The sequence below is a fragment of the Desulfoluna spongiiphila genome, from assembly GCF_900101345.1.
GTDB lineage: Bacteria > Desulfobacterota > Desulfobacteria > Desulfobacterales > Desulfolunaceae > Desulfoluna > Desulfoluna spongiiphila.
Genome location: NZ_FMUX01000001.1, coordinates 679,338 through 697,185, shown reverse-complemented (window position 1 = coordinate 697,185; position 17,848 = coordinate 679,338). Strand labels below are relative to the sequence as shown.

Here is a 17,848-nt window from a genome sequence, read left to right as displayed (position 1 = left end):
TTGCTCGGGTACACCTGCATCGTGGCATACCCGGCCTACCCCCCGATTCTCTTCGGGCGAATTGAGGTCTCACCCGTTTGGATGGAACAACCATCAAAAATAACAGAATCGCCTTCTGCGATTTATCTGTATGGATCTGAACTCAGCCCCCTATGCCTCCGCACCAACCCCACATCCGGCAGAAATCGTCTCGGCAACCGAATCTCCTTTCCCTCCGATTCCATCAAGAACCGATAGCCTGCATCGTCGGTTACCTCTCGGTATTCCTTCAACCTTGGAGAAACCATCACCTTAAAATCGTCAGACAGGGAAATGAGATGTCGATCAAAGGCTTTGTCGTGAAGGGCGTTGAGGCAGAGACCGTTGGATGGATTGAGCCTGTTTTTTTTGTCTTGGGCCCAGGGTACGATGTGGCTTGCCACAAGAAGGTCCGGGACAGATAGTCCGGTGATGCAGCATCGGTTGTCGTAGGTGGAGAGGATCATGTGACGGAAGAACTGTTGGTTTACCCTTGTTTTGACGAGACGAAGGGCGTCATCGCCCACGTGGTTTTCCGGATAGATGTCATTGCCGTCCGCATCGTGTAATGGCTCCTTTTTAAGGGCGGCCATTTGTGACTCGCTTTCATAGGCCATCTCTTCCCAGTTGTTGAAAAACTCTGTCCAGACGTCCCGGTCCAGCTTGCTTGTGTGGGCTGCCCCTTTTCGATCAAGGGTCGGGTCGATGCTGGCAAAGTTGGCGAGTTTGTAACTGACGGAGCCCGGCGTTCGGCCCAAGAGAGTTGCCAACTCGATGAGTTTTGGGTTTCGGATGTGGATGGTCCCGAAGGGGATTTTGCAATAAAGGTTGATGGCCAGGATGAGTTCATTCCGTGTCCAGGGTTGAGATTTCCGATGGGATGACGAGACAGTTGTCATTGCCCTTCCTTTTCCATGGTGACTTGCAAAAATTTTTATGGGCTGGCTGGCTTGCTCGTTTGATTTGCTGGCAAGACGGCTATGGTCGAAATAAATATTTGTATCCTGATATTGGAGAGAATTACAAAAGAAAATAGTGGCGAGAAAAGATTGGCCTTTTCTTTGAATAGAAAAAGCCCTCAGAAGAAAAATAGCGCTGACACTTTGACAACGACAATGGTTCAAGTAAAGTAAACCAGACGACACATGGATTTACCCATCACGTCCGATACATCGGAGGCAAACCGCTTTGTAGGTGGCTCACCTTGCCATCGGAAGCCTTGCTTTTTTATTGTGCATAACATCCCTGGTGCCCATGCTCTCTTACTGGAAACATAAACTCACCAAACTCCGCACCGACAAAAACCCCAAACGTTGGGACGCCCTCACGACCCATCAGGCTCCCCACAAGCCTATCCTCCTTCTTGCCATCATGGACCTCATGGAAGCCGGGCGTATTACGGAGAATCGCATCGAGCCTTCCCTGGAGCTGGTTGATGCCTTTACCGGTTACTGGCGCAAGCTGTTTCCTGTCGGGAAAACATCGACCATGGCGTATCCCTTTCCACGTCTTCAAACGGACGGGGTTTTGGCTCTAATCCCTCTGCAGGGGATTACCCAGCCCATTCCGCCTGGTAAAATTCATTCCCTTCATAAGCTGCAGAGTTGCTACAGCCACGCCTGCCTTGATGATAACCTCTATGTGCTGATGCAGGGCGCGGAGAGCCGTGAAATTCTGAGAACGGATCTGATTTCCCATTACTTTGCCGAGGTTATCCGGGCGGAGATCCAAGGGGAGTCAAGGGTTAACAGGCTTTCTGCACAATACACACATTACCTGTTAGACAAAGGGACCCTTACCCCGGATGAGATCAAAGAGGTGACCGTTACGCGCATCGTGAGGGACCGTGGGTTTCGGGGGGCCCTTCTCCCCGAGTACGACCACCGGTGCGCCATCTGCAAGGTGAGGGTTCGGACGCCGGAAGAGCACCACGTGGTGGATGCGGCCCACATCGTTCCCTTTGCCGAGACACGCAACAACAACCTCACAAATGGACTTTCCCTGTGCAAGCTTTGCCACTGGGCCTTTGACGAGGGAATGCTGGGGATTGACAAGAACCACAAAATTCTTGTTTCCAGCCACATGAGGGCGGCGGGAAATTCCGCGGCTCATCTTATCGGCCTTGAGCATCGCCCCATTGTGGAGCCGGTGCATGCGTTGTACACGCCTGGGGGAGAGAATTTGGCGTGGCATCGGAGAGAGGTGTTTGTGAGGTGAGACAGGTAAGGCAGGTAAATAGGCAATAGGGGATAGGTAATAGAAGACGGTGGGGTGATGGGAATGGAGAGTTGCTTTTGGGATTTTGGGGCCGTTCCGGCGTATGAATGCCGCACGGGAGTGCGGCGCTCCATGGGGGCTCTTTGTGCCGGGCTGTGGGCGCGGGCAAGGAAGCCAACCGGAAGCCTTTGAGCTCACAGAAAAAAACAGGGTATGCAAACAGACCCTGCCGGTGTACGCCCGCCCTTAGCCCTTAGCCCTTAGCCCTTAGCCCTTAGCCTTCCCCCTTAATTTATATTCAACGCCGCCCGCAATTTGGCGTAGGCCTCTTCGCGAACCGACCTGTTGCTTGAAAACCCGACGCTGATTCTGGGGAAGTCGAAGTCTTTGGTGTTGAGGTGGATGAGGTACTTCATGTGGTTTCCCGTGGAAAAGTCTTCCCATTCGATGCTTGAGACGTCGTGGAAATCAAGGACTTTGCCTTTGCCGATTCTTCCGGCGAAGACTTTGCTGTTGGTTTTGTCGATGGCAATGCCGTTCTCGCCGTAGCTTGCCACGTATTCGGGGATGATGTTCATTGAGATGGCGTGCTTTCTGAAACAGTCCTTTTCCCGTTTGCCGTCCCAGATCAGGTAGGCAAGGGAGGCGATGACGGAGACGAGGATGGGAATCCACCAGTTCTGGCTTGCTGAGTAGGATACCTGGGCGAGGATCATGGCTGTGGCCTTGAAGCTTGCCACGGCAACAAGGGGCAGGATGACAAACACTTTAAACAGAGTTTTGAGGAGGAACATATTTTTCCTTACGTTGGTTATGAATGAGCCCCGCCACGCGAGGGAAACAACAGCATGTCCGGGGGTGGAAGGCCCCTGGAAGGGAACAGATACCCGTGAAAGGGAAGCTGTGTCAAGGCAGTTGTTGCCCTGCCGGAAAAGAAGCGCTGTCAAGGCCTGTGGCGTGTGAAATACCGCACAACTTCGAGGGTTTTTTTGAAAAAAGGCAGGGCGGCTTGAGAAGGAAAAACACCTGGGCAAGGCCCGGGCAATGTCGTGAAAAAAGAGAGAAATGTACGGACGGTTCCCGGATGCGTCCGTGTGGGTGCGTTTGACTTTTCAGGAAAAAGGAGTAGGGATAGAGTCGGGCCCTTGGGGTCAGGGGCCGTGACAGCCATCTCAAATCAAGGAGTTCGCCTTATGCCAAATGATTCAGTCGAAACAACGATGCCGTCCAGCACCCCGGGTGTGGATTTGTTTGTGGCCATCAACCGGATTGACGCCCCCAGGGCCGTGGTGGTCATTGTCCACGGGCTTGCAGAGCACCTGGGCCGGTACGACATGGTCGCCCGGGAGCTCAACGAGGCGGAATGCACGGTCTACCGTTTCGACAACCAGGGGCACGGGCGTTCCGGGGGTGAGCGGGGCTACCTGGACGATTTCCAGTCGTTTATCGACGACGCGGACATTCTCGTTGAAAAAGCGAGAGATGAAAACCCGGGGCTTCCCGTGTTTATGCTGGGGCACAGCATGGGCGGATTTATCACGGCGGGTTATGGGGTGAAGTACCCGGGCAAGCTGAAAGGCCAAGTGCTCTCCGGCGCGGCGGTGACCCTGCTGCCCTTGTTTGAGGCCTTCAAGGAGATCGATTTTGATCAGGAGCCCCGTGTGAAGGTCCCCAACGCCCTGTCGGATCTTATCTGCCGGGACAAGGCCGTGGTGCAGGCCTACGACGACGACCCCCTGGTCCTCAAGGAGACCTGTCAGAAATTGTTGGGGGAGGTGTTTATCAACGGGGCCAACTGGCTGGTGGGAAGGCTCTCCGAGTATGCGTACCCCTGCCTGATTCTGCACGGTGAAGGCGATCAGATTGTCACCCCCGAGGCCTCAAGCTACATGGCTGAGCACATCGCCTCAACGGACAAGGCCCTTAAAATGTACCCTGGATTTTACCATGAGATTTTAAACGAGACCGGCCGTGACGAGGTGATGGCGGACATCACGGGATGGCTCTGGGCCCGCCTCGGGTAAGGCCCGGGGACGCAGGCATGTCGCATGGGGCTCCGCCGGGTCCGTCCGATTGATAAAACAGGACGCCCCCTGCAGCGATAGAGCGTACCAAAGGCCCACGGGATACATATCCGGCGGGCCTTTTTTATGGACAATGGGGAAATATCGGGCAGGTTCGTGCCGGGACGGCACAGGTGACAAGGTGAGGGCGGGTTACAGGTTTTTTACATAGCCCACATCCAACTCCAGATTTTTGCCGTTTCTGGCGGTGGTGTTGGCAAGGGCGTCGCAGCGCTCGTTTTCCGGGTGGCCGGCGTGGCCCTTTACCCACTGGAAGCGGACGGCAAGGGGGGCGCAGAGGTCGAGGAGTTTGGCCCAGAGGTCGGTGTTGACGGCGGGTTTGCCGTCGGATTTTTTCCATCCGCGCTGGCGCCATCCTTCGGCCCAGCCTTTGGAGATGCCGTTGACCACATAGGAAGAGTCGGTGGTGACGATCAGCGGGCGCTTGGTGGCCCCGACATGCTCCAGGGCTTTGATGCAGCCCATGAGCTCCATGCGGTTGTTGGTGGTGTACCCGTAGCCGCCTTTGAGTTCGGTGCGGTTTTTGCCGTCGACGATCACCACGCCGTAGCCGCCCGGTCCGGGGTTGCCGATGGCGCCGCCGTCACTGAAGATGTGCAGGGTTTTTCCGTCGCCTTTGGGTTTGGGGGGCGCCGTCTTTTTTACAGGCGCATCCTTGGGCTTGCACCGCTTGCGCACCACGGTGTTGTAGGAGGGTTTTTTGCACCAGCTTTCGGCCTCTTCCCGGGTTGTGAAGCTTTTATACATGGCCCCTTCAAATCCCGAAACCTGGGACTGAGCGTCAGGCCAGTTGGTGTAAATGCCGGGCACACGGCCTACTGCGACGGCATAAAATTTCATTGATGCCACGTGATCATCCTTTCGTCGCAACGAATCAGGCGACGGTGGGTTTTTTTAGAATTCATTGGCCGGTACGGCCTGTGTCTGGCAGGGATTTCTGCCGAGGAAGAAGGTTGCTCCGAGAAGAGCGCCCCTCCCTTTTATCCCCCTTGGACTCAGATGTCCAGAAAATGGTGCGTGTTTTTCAGGCGCAACGCGGAATCAGAAAAAGGGTTCCCTGAGGGCTGTGTTTTGTGCCCTCCGCACAACGGGTTTTGCCCGGTGATGGAATTCTACTTGACGGCTTTACCGGTTTTCGCCTATTTTGGGCCCGTCGAGCCAATGTAGCTCAGTTGGCAGAGCAGCTCACTCGTAATGAGCAGGCCCGCAGTTCGAATCTGCGCATTGGCTCCACAACACAGCATCTTCAAAGCCCGCTGGTCCCGAGAACGGATCATCGGGCTTTTTTTATGGTGGCAACGCGAAGATTCAGGGTTTTCAGCTCTTGGATCGCAGGGACCGGAAGAGGCACAGGGACAGCAGGGAAACGACAGACCAGGGGGGCCGTGGCCGGAGCGTTTGGACGCGGACGGCTCGGGCCCCGGCGCAGCGCGCTGCACCGGCGGTGATGCCGCGTCCCGTGCGGGATTGGCTGCATCGGTTGACAGGGCAAGTTTTGAACGATATCACATTGTAAGCTTTTTCTGCCGGTTTGGGAAAACAAATCATGGCGGCCTGTTGTACGCCGGATGCGGTGAGGTCCTGCCGATGCCATGATCCCAGGGCTCTTGTGCCCTGCCGGTGCGATATTCCTGTTCACCTTCGCTGTTGCCCGGAGGCACCCCATGCTCATCGTTCCCTTGACCGGAAAGCTGAACCTCAAGAACCTGCCGGTGGTTACCATCTCCCTGATCGTGGTGAACTGTGCGATCTTTTTTCTCTCCAACGACGCCGAACAGAAAACCTATCTGGCGGCCATGGACTACTATGTGGAGTCGGGCCTCTATGAGACCGAGGTGACGGCCTACCGGGACTACCTGGGCTCCTATGAAGGGGAGCGTATCGTGTGCAGAAACGCCGTGGACCCGGATTCCCAGGCTTTTCTCTCCTGCTACCACCTCATGCACGATGACGACAGGTTCCAGAAGGAGCTCACCGCCAACCGGATCATCACCCCGGGGATGGACGGCTACACGCAGTGGCGCCTGGACCGGGACCTCTTTGAAGCGGACCGGGACAAGATGATCTCCCGAAGGTGGGGCCTGATCCCGGACAAGCCCAGGGTGCTCCCGTTTGTGACCTATATGTTTCTCCACGGAAGCCTCTCCCACCTTGTGGGCAACATGATCTTTCTCTGGCTGGTGGGGTGCGCCCTGGAACTGGGCATCGGCAGGCTGGCCTACGGGGTTGGCTACGGCATCACCGGGGTGTGTTCGGCGCTTCTCTACGTTCTGGTGTACAGCTCAAGCAACTCCCAGCTGGTGGGGGCCTCCGGGGCCATCGCCGGGCTCATGGGGGCGTTTTCCCTTCTCTTTGCCGGGCGCAGGATCCGGGTCTTCTATTCCCTGGGGTTCTATTTCAACACGGTGCGCGCCCATGCCTGGCTTCTGTTCCCCGTGTGGGTGGCCAGCGAGGTGGGGCAGCTGGTTTTCGGAGAGGTGGATCATGTGGCCTACATGGCCCACATCGGAGGGCTCCTGTCCGGCGGGCTCTGTGGTCTTTTCTTCACCCGGGTGCTGAAACAGCAGGTGCAGGATGTGTTTGACGTGCCGCCGGAGGAGGATCGCGTTACCCTGCTGATGGACGAGGCCCTGGCCTGCATGGACCGGCTGGACGTGGCCGGGGCGAAACAGGCCCTTGAAACCGTGCTCTCTTTGGAACCCGGGCATCCCAAGGCCCTGGACCAGCTCTACACCCTTGCCCGGAACACCCCCAACGCCCCCTCCTACCACCGGGATACGGTGACGGTGCTCACCGCCATGCTCCGCCACGGCGGCCAGCCCGACTCCGTGCTCGCCACCTATGACGACTACGTCAAACGGGCCCCTTCGGTGAAGCTTCCCCCCTCCCTTTACCTCGCCCTTGCCGGGTTTTTCCCCGACCATGGCCGGGAGGCTGAAGCCGACCGGTTCCTCATGATGCTCACCCGAAAAGTCCCCACCCTTGCGGGCCTTCCCGAGGCCCTTCTCCGCCACGCCACCTACTTTAAACGAGTAGGAAACGACGCAGGCTGCAGGCGGATCCTTGCGGTGCTCAGGTCGCATTTCCCCGATTCTCCCGAAGCCGCTCTGGTTCAGCGGACCATGGGGGACCTGGCTACGTAGTAGAAGTGCATATGGAGCGCCGCACTCCGGTGCGGCTTTTTTTTGTGCATTTTAACCGTAGAAATTGGTTTTTTACATCACCGAAAGGTAGTTCCGGACCTGGGGGGCGATCTCGTGCTCCGGGAATTTTTTGAGGATGCCGTGAAGAAGTTTGAACGCCTTGTCGTGCTGGTGGAGGCGGTCATTTAAGATGCGGGCGGCCCGGAACCAGATGGCGGGGATCAGGGGGTCATCCGGGTGGTTGCGGATGGCCTTTTGAAGGATGGCGATGGCCTGTTCCGGGGAGACCCTGTCGCTGGTCCACATGCCGATGTGGTAGAGGATGTGGGCGGACGGGGCAAAGGCAGGATCGCTCTCCATGCAGTCGGCATAGGCAGTGAGGGCTTCCCCTTTTTTCCCTTGGGCGATGAGTTCTGCCAGATGGGTGTGGCCGTGGGCCGCCATATCCTCCGTGTGGCCCAGCATCTTGAGCAGGGCAAAGTACTTTTCCGAAAGCTCCGGCGTGGGCAGCTTCCCCTCCTTTTGTTTGAGATCCCCAAGGTATGCAAGGGCGTCTTCCAGCTGGCCTTCCCGCAGGAGGAAGGTGACCTTTTTGAGGTGCGGGTCCTCTGCGGGTTCCGCCTTGCCGGGTTTGACCGGTTTCGGGGCCGCCGTGAAATTCTCCTGCTCCACGTGGTACCCGATGGCTTCGTGGTACTGGAGGGTGACGTAGCCCATGAGGTGGTAGGAGACCAGGGTGTAGTACCCGCTGATGACGCAGGTGAGAAAGCCCAAGGTGTTGGGGGAGACATGGGGGACCAGGTGGCTGACGAGAAGGGCCGGGGCGCCCCATAGTATGGCCAGGAGCCCGAACATGCCCAGGTAGCCTTTGCCGATTCGGGTCGCCAACCGGATAAAGGCGTTGGGGTTGACGGCATGGAACACCCGGTTGGAGGTGACCAGCAGGATGATGATGGCCGGAGCGCAGAGGATGAGCAGAAAAAGCAGGGCGTAGGCGATGGTTTGTCCCAGGGTGGCGAGGACCAGCGCGAAGGGAAAAGCCAGGACAAAGACCACCAGGGTTTGTTTCATGACGATGATGATGCTGCCGCCTAAGGGAATGTCACCCATGGGGGGCGGTGACAGGTCTCCCCGGCTCGTGGTGACCAGGGTGAGGTAGGCGTACCGGAGGATCAGGGCGTAGCTCACCAGGCTGACCAGACCCCCTGGGATGCTGTCCCCGGGAAAAAAGAGGTGAAGGCAGCCCAGGATACCCAGGAAGAAAAGGATCTGCGGGGTCAAAGGGTAGAGAAAAAAGTGGGGCAGCCTCTCCCAATAGGGCACGATGGCGTTTTGGGCACCCACCCAGTCCATCTCCCGGTTGCATCTCGGGCAGAGGTGGCTCTGGTGGTCCACGGTGTAGGTGCGATAGGTGCTGGTCTTTACACAGGCGTTGCAGAAGTCGCCGTTGCAAAATGGGCAGCTCCAGTGGGCGGGTTCCTGGGGGTGGTGGAGGCAATAGGTGGTCATGGGCCCTTGCTCGGATGTCGGTTGATGGTCCGGTTTGCGATCGGTTCTTTTGGATTGCGTCAACTGATATTGGTCATAGCACAGGTGTTTGTGGCGGGTAAACACTGCTCGAAATCAAGGGGAAGGGGAGGGGGTAGAGGGGACAGGAAGAAAGGGGCGCTGCCGGGAGGAGGGACAGCGCCCCTTTTATCGCTTATCTACGGACGGTGCTGATGGTGCAAGCCTTGGACGAAAGGCTCGGATCAGGCGACATTCCTGGATTCGACGGTTCGTCTGTAATGGACAATGTCTTCCACGGTGAGAACCGGGAACCCGTGTTTTTTTCCGAAGTCCACCAGGTCGGGCAGACGGGCCATGGTGCCGTCTTCCTTGGTCAGCTCACACAGGACCCCCGTGGGCTTGAGACCGGCCAGGCGGCAGAGGTCCACGGTGGCTTCGGTGTGGCCCCCGCGCTCCAGGACGCCCCCTTTTCTGGCCTTCAGGGGGAAGACGTGGCCCGGTCGGTTCAAATCATCGGGATGGGCGCCGTCAGCGATGGCCGCTTTGATGGTGGTGACGCGGTCTTTGGCGGAAACGCCGGTGGTGACCCCTACGGCGGCTTCGATGGTGAGGGTAAAGGCGGTGCCGTACTGGGAGCTGTTGGCCGGGACCATCTGGGGCAGGTCCAGCTGGTAGGTCATCTCCGGGGTAAGGCAGAGACAGACAATGCCTGAGCACTCCCGGATCATCAACGCCATCTGGGCATCGGTGATGGTTTCGGCGGAAAAGATCAGGTCGCCTTCGTTCTCGCGGTCTTCGTCATCCGCTACCAGGATGCCGTTGCCGTTTCGAAGGGCCTCAAGGGCCTTTTCCACACGCTCAATGGGGTTGCCGAATTGTTCGAGAAGATTCTGATTCATGGAAAAACCTCCAAATGATGTTTAACCCGACTCCTAAGGGCACACATGCGATCAGACACAGAAGCCACGCATTAGGGTCGAGGATTTCCAGAATCAGGGCTAACGGAAGGGGTGTGGGCGAAAGGACCATCCTTTGCCGCACGCGTTGAGAGGCATCACGAAACAGGGGATGCATCGCGAAAAAGGCGCGCATGCATGCCCCGTATGGGACAACCTATCCTCTTCCATCCGGACTTTAACCGTCGGCTCCGGAATCACACCGGATCTGCTGACCTCATTTTCGGTTATTTACCGAAAAGAGCGCTCGCGGGCTTGCCGTAGAGGCTTACCGCCGGTGGGGAATTTCACCCCGCCCTGAGAATAAGGTGAGGCTATTAAACGCCTCATCGCCCCCTTTGTCAATGGGTATTCTGATGCGCAGGTTGCCAAATCCGTTGAAAAAATATATACTTGTTACGTATATCCCATTGAAAAAAGAATCCTTTTCCATCTGCCGGGGCGGTGTGCCGCCTTGCTCTCCGTTCCCTCCGACACCTGCGTCCAGCCCTTTCGGGCGATGCTCCTGCGATCCATGCGTGTGACACGTCTCTTCTTCCCCCTTACATGCCCATCCCGGGCCTTGTGCCCGCTTTGAACCTGATGCGTTTGGCAGACGTCCGGACCCGATGCGCCACGGGTCCGTCCCAGACTTTCGGGGCCATGACCCCGGACCCTTATCCGAACTTACCTTACGATCCCCTTGGACGGGATGAATTGGAGGACAACCATGAACCACGACATGCAGGAGACCTTGAGCAAACTTATCGGTGGAAAGGCCGAAAGCCTTGTGCACCATGCCGATGCCTTTCTGGACTTCTGGTCCGTCCTTGAAAAAGAAGACCAGCAGGAGGCCTTGAAGGATCTCATGACCCGGTATCGGCTTCCCGCCTACAAGACCGGCGATCCCATCAATGGAGGCGGACTGTCCCAGGAGCGGATCAAGGAGCTCACCGACAAGGTGGGGACCATGGTGGACGCCACCTTGACCTGCATCATCTCCAACCGCATGGAGCCCGACATGGCCGCCGAAGAGGTCCGGAGGCTGCTGGAGGGCCGTGAGGACAAGGACGAGCAGGTCTTCTGCCTGGCCGGGATCCTCTCCTCCAACGTGATCCCCTACGCCGTGGTGCCGGAGTTCAAAACCCAGCTCTCCAATGAGCTGTACCAGGAGCTGTTGAAAGAACTCTCCGAAGGGGTGTCCAGGATCCGCATCGCCTCCGGGGTCTCCAAGAACGCCGCGGAAATGGCGGACCTGGTGCTTTCGGTGGTGGATCAGGAGATGGAGTGGGAGAAGAAGGTGGCACTTTTGGCGTACTTTATCGTGCTTCGGGAGCGCACGGTGATGGCGGGCAAGGGAAGCCGCTCGGGGAATTCGAAAAAAGAGACCATGATGTAAGGGGAACAGCCGCCCCGGGGACACAACCCTGCCTTGGATCACGCCTTTGGCCCGGGGCGGCCTGCCTGTTTTTGCCTTCTTTAATGATGCCTCCGGCGGCCCTGCCGGGGGCCAAACTTTTGAAAAGTTTGACAAACAGGTTTTGCTCAATTTAACAGAAACCTTCGCGGAAGCCCTCACCCTGAGGAACGAAGGGGGAGGGCTTTCGCAACCTGGGGTCCAGGGGATCATCCTCTGGCCGCCGGAGGCGGTTCTCCCTGCCCACTTTAACCATAGAAGGCATGCTTTTGGGTTTTTCTCTTACCACACCCAGGACCAGAGGACGGAGATGCTTCCGTCCTTGAAGCTGCCGGTGTCCTCGGGGGATTCGTTCCAGGGGTACCGGTTGCCCGAGTAGTTGTTGTACTGGATGGAGACGGTGCCGGGGTGCCAGTCAAAGTAGCCGAACCCGTAGGTGTAATCGGGGTCCCAGGGTTGCTGCTGGTCGGGGCGGGGGTAGTAATAGCAGGTGATGGTGGCGTACCACCACTTGTAGATGGTGTATTTGAGGGTAAGGGAGAGGCTCTGTTTCCAGCTTTTCTCTTCGCCGGAGGCCAGATCCGAGTAGGTGGGGGTGAGGTTGTAGTTGATGCCGCCCCCGAGCCCGCCGGTGGGGTGGACGATAAAGAGCTCTTCGATGCTGCGGGGGACGGGGAATTTCCAGCCAAGGGAGTAGGTGCCGCTTGAAAAGTCGGTGACCTTCTCCCCTTTTTCTTTGTCCGGGTTGATGCGGTTGCCGCCGTAGTTGGCGTAGGTGAGGCTGAAGGTGTAGGGGTGCCAGTCGTCGTAGCCGAAGGCGTATGAAAAATCCGGGTCCCAGGGGGCGCGGCAGTCCGGGCACCAGGGGTTGCTTTCGTCAAAATTCAGGTACCCGTTGAAGGTGACCGAGGCAAACCAGTAGCTGATGGGGTTGTACTTGAAGGTGGCCGACACCGTGGCCTTTCGAAATCCTGTTTCGGTCTGGGTGCCGTCCGGGCCCCGGGACTCCTCCACGGTGTCCGCCAGGGGGTAATTGAAGGCGAGGCTGCCGCTGAACCCGGAAAAGAGGTTGTTCCACTCCGAATCGTGCTCTTTTTCCATGAGGTCGCTTAAGGGCATGGAAAAGGAACTCAAGGCAGCGTGGTAGATCTCCTGGGCCGTTTCTCCCCGGCAGGGGGCGTGGGTCAGCAGGAGACTGAGAAGGACCATGGCCCCCATTGCCCATCGGGAAAACAGGCTACACAAACTCAACTCCCAGCATGGTGACGTCGTCGCCCAACGGCTCATCCTCCCCGAAGTTCATCATGTCTTCGTGGGTCCGGGTGAGCAGCTCATCGATGGGAAGGTCTTTGTGGGCGTCCAGGGTCTGCTGAAGGCGCAGGTCCCCGTAGAATTCTCCCAGGAGGTTTCGGGATTCGGTCATGCCGTCGGTGTAGAGGATGAGCTTGTTGCCGGGGCGGATCCTGATGGTCTCCTCTTCAAAGGGGATGATACCCCCCATGCCCACGATGGTCCCCCCTTCGGTGAGAAGGGTCGGAGGGCCGTCCGGGTGGAGCAGGATGGGGGCCGGATGGGCGGCGTTGCTGTAGGTCACGTGGCCCGTCTTGAAGTTGATGATGAGGTAGACCGCCGTGAAGTACTTGTCGAAGCGCTCCATGGGGTACTCTTCGTCCAGGGCCTGGAGGACCTCGGAGGGGGAGGTGAGGCTGTAGCGGGGCGGATCGTCCTGCTTTTTCTTGACCAGCATCCCGCTCTGGGCGTTGAGACGCTGGGACACGGAGACGGTCACCAGGGCCGAAGGGACCCCGTGCCCGCTGACGTCCAGGATGTAGAGCCCCATGTGGTCCTCGTCCAGACGAAAGATGTTGAAGATGTCTCCGCCGATGCTCTGGCAGGGGAAAAACTTCCAGGAAAATTTGAGCTCCTTGACGTTGGGTGCGGACTGGGGGAGGAGGCTTTCCTGGATTCCGGCCGCTGCCTTCAGGTCATTTTCCAGCTCGTGCTGGGAGGCCAGGAGCTTCCGGTTGAGGGCGGCGAGCTGTCGCTGGGACTGGGAGAAGTGCAGAATGATGGTTTTAAGTACCCGGTTGTTCAGGTCGTGGTCCTTTTTCTCCGTACGGTAGCGCACGGCCGCCTTGTAAACGTTGTAGGCCATGTCACGTTTCAGCTTAAATCCTTTGAGTTCCGGAAAGCCCAGCTCTTCAATATTCATCTGGCGTCTCCTTCGTCTGTGATGATCCTGTCGATCCCCACCCCTTTCAGATCCATAAGCCTGGCTCCGATGGCCCGGAAATCCTGTTCCACGGGGATGACGCTGCCGTGCTGGGGGGCCACCATGCCTGCCGGTGTCTTCAGGATCTGCTGTATGGCGTGGCGCAGGGCCTTGCCCGAGGGCATGATCATCTGGTGGAAGGTGAGGATGTCCACGATGGGGCAGTAGGTCCTGCTCTGGGGGCACGCATCAAGTTTTTCACAGGTCCTGCAGGCGTCATCGATGCCGATGAAGAGGTCCCATTGCCGCCCGTAACTGCCGAAGAGATCGCTGGTGAAGGCCACGCCGCTCAATTCGTCGAAGGTGATGAAGCTGCCGGCGCTGTGGGCATAAGGGGTGCGGATGAATTCCAGGACGCGCCCGGATTTGAAGGTGAATCGGTCGTTGAACTCCGCGATGTCCACAAGGCTTGCCGAGGGCCCGTAGTGGCGGATGAAGAAGTTGTTCTCCAGGGCGGACATGATGCGCAGGTCATCCCGTTCGATGATGTCCTCGTAATCGGAGACGCTGCCGCAGAGATCCGGGTCGTAGTGGTGGTAGATGAGCCCCCGGATGGACGAGGGGTCGGTGCCGGTTTTAAGGATCTTTGTCATGACCGTGGGAAAATCGGGGCGACTTCCCCCGTCGATGACCACGGCTTCGTCACCGTCCACGATGAGGTAGGGGTTGCAGTGGAGCCCGGTCTCCTCATCGTAAAAACCCACCCAGTAAATATCTTCGGCAATCTTGATGGGGTCGTCGTAGTTGAGGTTGAGGTTGAGGGTGTTGATCATGGTAAGACTCCTTCGGTTAAAAATGGGGTGGCTCCTCGCTTCAGGTAGAGCATCGCCTCCAAAATGACGGCGTTGGTGTTGATATTTCGGGAGGTGTTGATGGTTCCGTCGGGGTAGACCCCTGCATAGAAACCGTAACGGGGGTGTTTCAAGCCGATGACGGCCTGGCGAAGGGCTGTTGCGTAGGCGTCGTCGAACAGGGCGCTCCAGCCAAGCGCCGCCTTGGTGGAGAGGGAGAAGAAGGCGTCTGCCGGGGTGCCGTCGTGGGTGACGCAGGCCCAGGGGGTGCCCTCGTAATAGAGGTTGGTGTAGACAAACCAGGGATCCTTGCTCACGGCGTCTTCGTTCACCGCCGTCACCTCTTCGCTCTTCAGCCATCGCCTTCGCTGGATGTCGTAGACGTCGCGGGTGAGGTCCGTGAAGGTGCCGTTGATGTGGCCCAGCTCCATGGCGGTCATGACAAAGGGGTCGCTGGTGAAAAAAGCATTGTTCCGGGTGTCGAAGAGAACCTCCCGCTGCAAAATGGTGACCGAGTCCGTCTCCTTGTAATCCAGGGCCTGGCGCACATCCTGGCCGAAGAGGGCAACCCCGGAGGCCGCGTACTGCTCGTAACCCAGGCGACCTTCCTGCCTGAGCCACTCTTTTTCTCCGTTAAAAAGAACGCCGTTGAGCTCCCGGTACTGAACCAGTCGGTCAAAGGTCCAGCGATCCACCACCTTGTCCACCAGGGGGGCAAAATCCGGGTACCAGGCAGCGGTGATTTTGAGCCAGATGAGGAGCCGCCCGATGTCCAGGGCCGACCACCCGCTGCCGACGCTGCTGGGCCTGCTGCTGAGGTCCGTCATCTCCCCGGTCTTTGTGAGGTACTCCCGGTTGGGGAGTTCGTGGTTGTAGAGCTCCATCACCTGGAGGGTCTCCAGGAACCGGGTGATCTTCTTTTTCCCCTCGGTGGGGGAGATGAGGTTGAGCTTCATGGCGCAGGCGTAAGCGGCCAGGTTGCTCCCAAGGTCCCAGAGGGTGGCGTAGGGGTAGTTGTGGACCGAGTTCACCAGGCCGGTGTTGGTCTGGTAATTTTCTACGAAATAGCGCCAGGCCGTGCGTGATATTTCCACGTCTTCGGCGGTGAACGTACCGGTTTCCCGGATGTTGCCCCGGGTGGTGAGGGGCATGGGCGCGGCCGTGGGCACGGCGGTTTTTGCGGTGGCCCCGGGGATGTCACCGGCGGTGGGGGCGGCAAGGGGCTCCTCCATGACGGGGGGAGGGGGAGGCGGCGGAGGGCTTGCCTGAACCGGTTTTACCTGGAGGGTGGGAACCATTCCCTTGCCGGGAAGGCCGGCATTCTGGGGGGCCGCCTCAACGTCGGCGGGCAGCCCGCTGTGCCGGGCCCCTTTTCTCTGGGCCGGAGCCTGGGCCTCCTGAACGGCCAGTGACGGGGGCCTGGGAAAGTAGTTTCGGGTGACGTGGATCTCCGGCTCTTCATCCACGACCTCCCGTACCCGGAGTCCCCCCGGCGGGCCGTTGTAGGTCAAAAGGCCCAGGGTCTCCACCATCTCAAGGAGGCGCTGCTGGGGATCGTTTCCGGACAGGGGGAGGCTGCCCGTGAGGCCTGCCTTCAGCCGGGTGTCGATGGTATGGGCCTCCAGGCGCAGGGCTTCCTGCTCGGCCTCCCAGGAGGTGTTGCCCTCCAGGAAATAGCGCACCGCAGCGGACCAGGTAACGTAGGCCCTGGCGTTGTCGGCCCGTTCAAAGGCGATGGTGGCGCACAGGTTGAAACAGGCGGCTTTGCGAAGGGACCCTTCTCCTCTGGATTGCTTGAGGATCGTCTCTCCGTCTGCCACCCAGGTCTGGGCGGCCCGCTCCCAGGCACCCTCTTTGGCATGGCGGAACCCGTCTTCATACGGGGCCGGATCGGACAGGGGGCCGGAGGAGGCATGCCCGGCCCACAGGAGCAGACACAGCGCAAGGGCCCACGGGCGCAGGTATCTCCTGTCGGATTTTCTATTCCGACGGGGCGCTCCGTGGGGGCTGGGGCTGTTTACGGGACGCATGCTTTTCGCTCCAGGGGCAGGCATTTGCCCTCCTCGTTGAAGGGGTTTTCCACGTTCAGGTCATAATAGGGCCTTGGAAACTCGGTGTTGGGATCGACGCAGGCCGAGAGCTTGCCCTCGGCCTTGTAGTGCAGGGTCTCCAGCACCGCGGCGTTGGTGCCGGAGGTGATGAGTTTCATGTGGCTCCCCGTGTTTTCCATGCGGCCTTCGTACCAGCCTTTCTCCGGGTTGTTGAGGCAGTGGAGCAGCTCCATGAGCCGGTCGGTGTAAGGTGTCTCCCAGAGGCCCCACATGGCGAAGGCGGCCCGGGTGGAGACCAGGGCCTGGTCTTTGTGGTAGGTGCCGCTGTCCGAGATGACGTTCCACGGGTACCCGGCAGCATAGATGGCGTCGTAGACAAAATAGGGGGGCCCTGCCACCTGGTGGTCGGTTCGTGCGGTGAAGACATGGTCGTTTTCGAACCGTGCCTCCTGGACCCGGTAGATGGCGTCGGCAATGTCCGCCATCTCGGAGTCGCTGTGGACGCTGTCCCATCCCTGCCTCTGGTCCGTGCGGTCCCAGTTGAACTCCAGGCCGTCCAGGAGGTACCCCATGCTCAGCACCGGGGCGTAGGTCCCGGTTTCCCGGACGTCCCGGCTGTCGTAGGGGAACTCGATGCCGTACAGGGTGGCCTTTTCATAAGGCTCGATGCGGGAGGCCTGGTCCGTGGAGAACCCCCAGAGCTGATAGCCCCTGGCAGCATACTCTTCGTAGCCCAGGCGTCCTTCCTGAAAGGTTTCGATGGCGTTGTGCACCTTGAGCCCCCCGAAAAGGGTCCCGCAGTTGTCCACCACCCGGCAGAAGGTCCAGCGGAGCACCGCTTTGTCGATGTACTCCGAGTAGATGGGGTAGCGGCATTTGACGATGTAGAGCCAGGAGAGGAGCCTTCCCAGGTCCATGGCCGACCACCCGATCTCCCCCGGTTGGTTGGTGTAGTCCACCATGGCCCCGGTCTGGGTGTTGTACACCTTGTTGGGGAGCTCCCCGAAGCTGAGGGGCATGGTGTTGAAAAAGTGAACGAGGCGGCTGAGCCGTTCGTCGAACTCACACGGTGTGATGATGTCAAGCTCCCGGGCCGACACCATGGCCCCCAGGTAGTCCGCTGTGTGCCACATGGTGGTGGCGGGGTAGCGGTCCACGGAGTTGACGAGTCCTGTTTTGGGGTTGTGGTTGTTTTCAAAGTACCGCCAGGCGATCTCTGCCCAGGTCTTCTCCTGCTCTGTGAGCTCTCCGTGGCGTCCCTGGTGGAACAAGGGCGAATTTGACGTTGCCGTCACTCCCTTGTCCACCCCCCGGACGATGACCCCGCAGCCCGTCATGGCACCCGGTGCGAGCAGGAGCACAAGGAGGCTGAAAAGGAGCGGTCCGGTCAGGGGCTTTGGAGCCATGGGGT

Annotated in this window: 14 protein-coding genes, 1 tRNA gene and 1 riboswitch; of the genes, 5 read left to right on the top strand and 10 right to left on the bottom strand. The window is 58.9% G+C overall.

What is annotated here, in order from left to right; translation table 11 throughout:
• Nucleotides 1-122: 122 nt before the first annotated feature.
• Nucleotides 123-917, bottom strand: coding sequence for an HNH endonuclease (locus BLQ12_RS02965; protein ID WP_092208037.1), 795 nt, complete (start codon nt 915-917; stop codon nt 123-125).
• A gap of 355 nt (nt 918-1,272) precedes the next feature.
• On the opposite strand from BLQ12_RS02965, the gene BLQ12_RS02960 reads away from it, so the two are divergent.
• Nucleotides 1,273-2,235 (top strand): HNH endonuclease, encoded by a 963-nt coding sequence (locus BLQ12_RS02960; protein WP_139163807.1) that lies wholly within the window; start codon nt 1,273-1,275, stop codon nt 2,233-2,235.
• 287 nt (nt 2,236-2,522) lie between these two features.
• On the opposite strand, the gene BLQ12_RS02955 is transcribed toward BLQ12_RS02960, so the two are convergent.
• A complete protein-coding gene (locus tag BLQ12_RS02955; RefSeq protein WP_092208033.1) occupies nt 2,523-3,029 on the bottom strand; it encodes a hypothetical protein in 507 nt (168 codons plus the stop codon).
• A gap of 399 nt (nt 3,030-3,428) precedes the next feature.
• Here BLQ12_RS02955 and BLQ12_RS02950 point away from each other — a divergent pair, with 399 nt between their 5' ends.
• The gene (locus BLQ12_RS02950) at nt 3,429-4,259 is read left to right on the top strand and encodes an alpha/beta hydrolase (RefSeq protein WP_217640222.1); all 831 of its coding nucleotides are present in this window, start codon (nt 3,429-3,431) and stop codon (nt 4,257-4,259) included.
• 192 nt (nt 4,260-4,451) lie between these two features.
• On the opposite strand, the gene rnhA is transcribed toward BLQ12_RS02950, so the two are convergent.
• A complete protein-coding gene (rnhA, locus tag BLQ12_RS02945; RefSeq protein WP_092208031.1) occupies nt 4,452-5,159 on the bottom strand; it encodes a ribonuclease HI in 708 nt (235 codons plus the stop codon).
• 317 nt (nt 5,160-5,476) lie between these two features.
• Here rnhA and BLQ12_RS02940 point away from each other — a divergent pair.
• Nucleotides 5,477-5,552, top strand: a tRNA-Thr gene (locus BLQ12_RS02940).
• Nucleotides 5,553-5,983: 431 nt separating this feature from the next.
• Entirely contained in the window at nt 5,984-7,462 is a 1,479-nt protein-coding gene (locus tag BLQ12_RS02935) for a rhomboid family intramembrane serine protease (RefSeq protein WP_175469457.1), read from the top strand.
• 72 nt (nt 7,463-7,534) lie between these two features.
• On the opposite strand, the gene BLQ12_RS02930 is transcribed toward BLQ12_RS02935, so the two are convergent.
• Both BLQ12_RS02930 and ribB read right to left on the bottom strand, forming a co-directional pair.
• Nucleotides 7,535-8,971, bottom strand: a complete 1,437-nt coding sequence (locus tag BLQ12_RS02930) for a tetratricopeptide repeat protein (RefSeq protein ID WP_092208027.1) — start codon at nt 8,969-8,971, stop codon at nt 7,535-7,537.
• 242 nt (nt 8,972-9,213) lie between these two features.
• Complete coding sequence (gene ribB, locus BLQ12_RS02925; protein ID WP_092208025.1) at nt 9,214-9,870, bottom strand: 3,4-dihydroxy-2-butanone-4-phosphate synthase; 657 nt, start codon at nt 9,868-9,870, stop codon at nt 9,214-9,216.
• Nucleotides 9,871-10,082: 212 nt separating this feature from the next.
• Nucleotides 10,083-10,236, bottom strand: a riboswitch (FMN riboswitch).
• Between the two features lie 400 nt (nt 10,237-10,636).
• On the opposite strand from ribB, the gene BLQ12_RS02920 reads away from it, so the two are divergent.
• Nucleotides 10,637-11,305 (top strand): hypothetical protein, encoded by a 669-nt coding sequence (locus tag BLQ12_RS02920; RefSeq protein WP_092208023.1) that lies wholly within the window; start codon nt 10,637-10,639, stop codon nt 11,303-11,305.
• A gap of 300 nt (nt 11,306-11,605) precedes the next feature.
• Here the strand turns inward: BLQ12_RS02920 and BLQ12_RS02915 are convergent, their stop codons facing one another.
• The 5 genes from BLQ12_RS02915 to BLQ12_RS02895 are packed head-to-tail and all read right to left on the bottom strand — an operon-like array spanning nt 11,606 to nt 17,843.
• Nucleotides 11,606-12,568, bottom strand: coding sequence for a hypothetical protein (locus BLQ12_RS02915; protein ID WP_139163806.1), 963 nt, complete (start codon nt 12,566-12,568; stop codon nt 11,606-11,608).
• Nucleotides 12,561-13,535: a PP2C family protein-serine/threonine phosphatase gene (locus BLQ12_RS02910; RefSeq protein WP_092208019.1), complete on the bottom strand. Its 975-nt coding sequence runs from the start codon at nt 13,533-13,535 to the stop codon at nt 12,561-12,563. Before BLQ12_RS02910 ends, BLQ12_RS02915 begins: the two co-directional genes overlap by 8 nt.
• A complete protein-coding gene (locus BLQ12_RS02905; protein WP_092208017.1) occupies nt 13,532-14,368 on the bottom strand; it encodes an oxygen-binding di-iron domain-containing protein in 837 nt (278 codons plus the stop codon). The genes BLQ12_RS02910 and BLQ12_RS02905 overlap by 4 nt, the downstream gene beginning before the upstream one ends.
• Complete coding sequence (locus BLQ12_RS28145) at nt 14,365-16,440, bottom strand: DUF3131 domain-containing protein (protein ID WP_302846760.1); 2,076 nt, start codon at nt 16,438-16,440, stop codon at nt 14,365-14,367. Before BLQ12_RS28145 ends, BLQ12_RS02905 begins: the two co-directional genes overlap by 4 nt.
• Nucleotides 16,404-17,843 (bottom strand): DUF3131 domain-containing protein, encoded by a 1,440-nt coding sequence (locus tag BLQ12_RS02895; protein ID WP_092208013.1) that lies wholly within the window; start codon nt 17,841-17,843, stop codon nt 16,404-16,406. Before BLQ12_RS02895 ends, BLQ12_RS28145 begins: the two co-directional genes overlap by 37 nt.
• Nucleotides 17,844-17,848 lie beyond the last annotated feature (5 nt).

Coding starts and splice junctions, on each gene's coding strand:
- BLQ12_RS02965 (WP_092208037.1), bottom strand. CDS start 917: ATGACAACTGTCTCGTCATCCCATCGGAAATCTCAACCCTGGACACGG.
- BLQ12_RS02960 (WP_139163807.1), top strand. CDS start 1,273: ATGCTCTCTTACTGGAAACATAAACTCACCAAACTCCGCACCGACAAA.
- BLQ12_RS02955 (WP_092208033.1), bottom strand. CDS start 3,029: ATGTTCCTCCTCAAAACTCTGTTTAAAGTGTTTGTCATCCTGCCCCTT.
- BLQ12_RS02950 (WP_217640222.1), top strand. CDS start 3,429: ATGCCAAATGATTCAGTCGAAACAACGATGCCGTCCAGCACCCCGGGT.
- rnhA (WP_092208031.1), bottom strand. CDS start 5,159: ATGAAATTTTATGCCGTCGCAGTAGGCCGTGTGCCCGGCATTTACACC.
- BLQ12_RS02935 (WP_175469457.1), top strand. CDS start 5,984: ATGCTCATCGTTCCCTTGACCGGAAAGCTGAACCTCAAGAACCTGCCG.
- BLQ12_RS02930 (WP_092208027.1), bottom strand. CDS start 8,971: ATGACCACCTATTGCCTCCACCACCCCCAGGAACCCGCCCACTGGAGC.
- ribB (WP_092208025.1), bottom strand. CDS start 9,870: ATGAATCAGAATCTTCTCGAACAATTCGGCAACCCCATTGAGCGTGTG.
- BLQ12_RS02920 (WP_092208023.1), top strand. CDS start 10,637: ATGAACCACGACATGCAGGAGACCTTGAGCAAACTTATCGGTGGAAAG.
- BLQ12_RS02910 (WP_092208019.1), bottom strand. CDS start 13,535: ATGAATATTGAAGAGCTGGGCTTTCCGGAACTCAAAGGATTTAAGCTG.
- BLQ12_RS02905 (WP_092208017.1), bottom strand. CDS start 14,368: ATGATCAACACCCTCAACCTCAACCTCAACTACGACGACCCCATCAAG.
- BLQ12_RS28145 (WP_302846760.1), bottom strand. CDS start 16,440: ATGCCTGCCCCTGGAGCGAAAAGCATGCGTCCCGTAAACAGCCCCAGC.
- BLQ12_RS02895 (WP_092208013.1), bottom strand. CDS start 17,843: ATGGCTCCAAAGCCCCTGACCGGACCGCTCCTTTTCAGCCTCCTTGTG.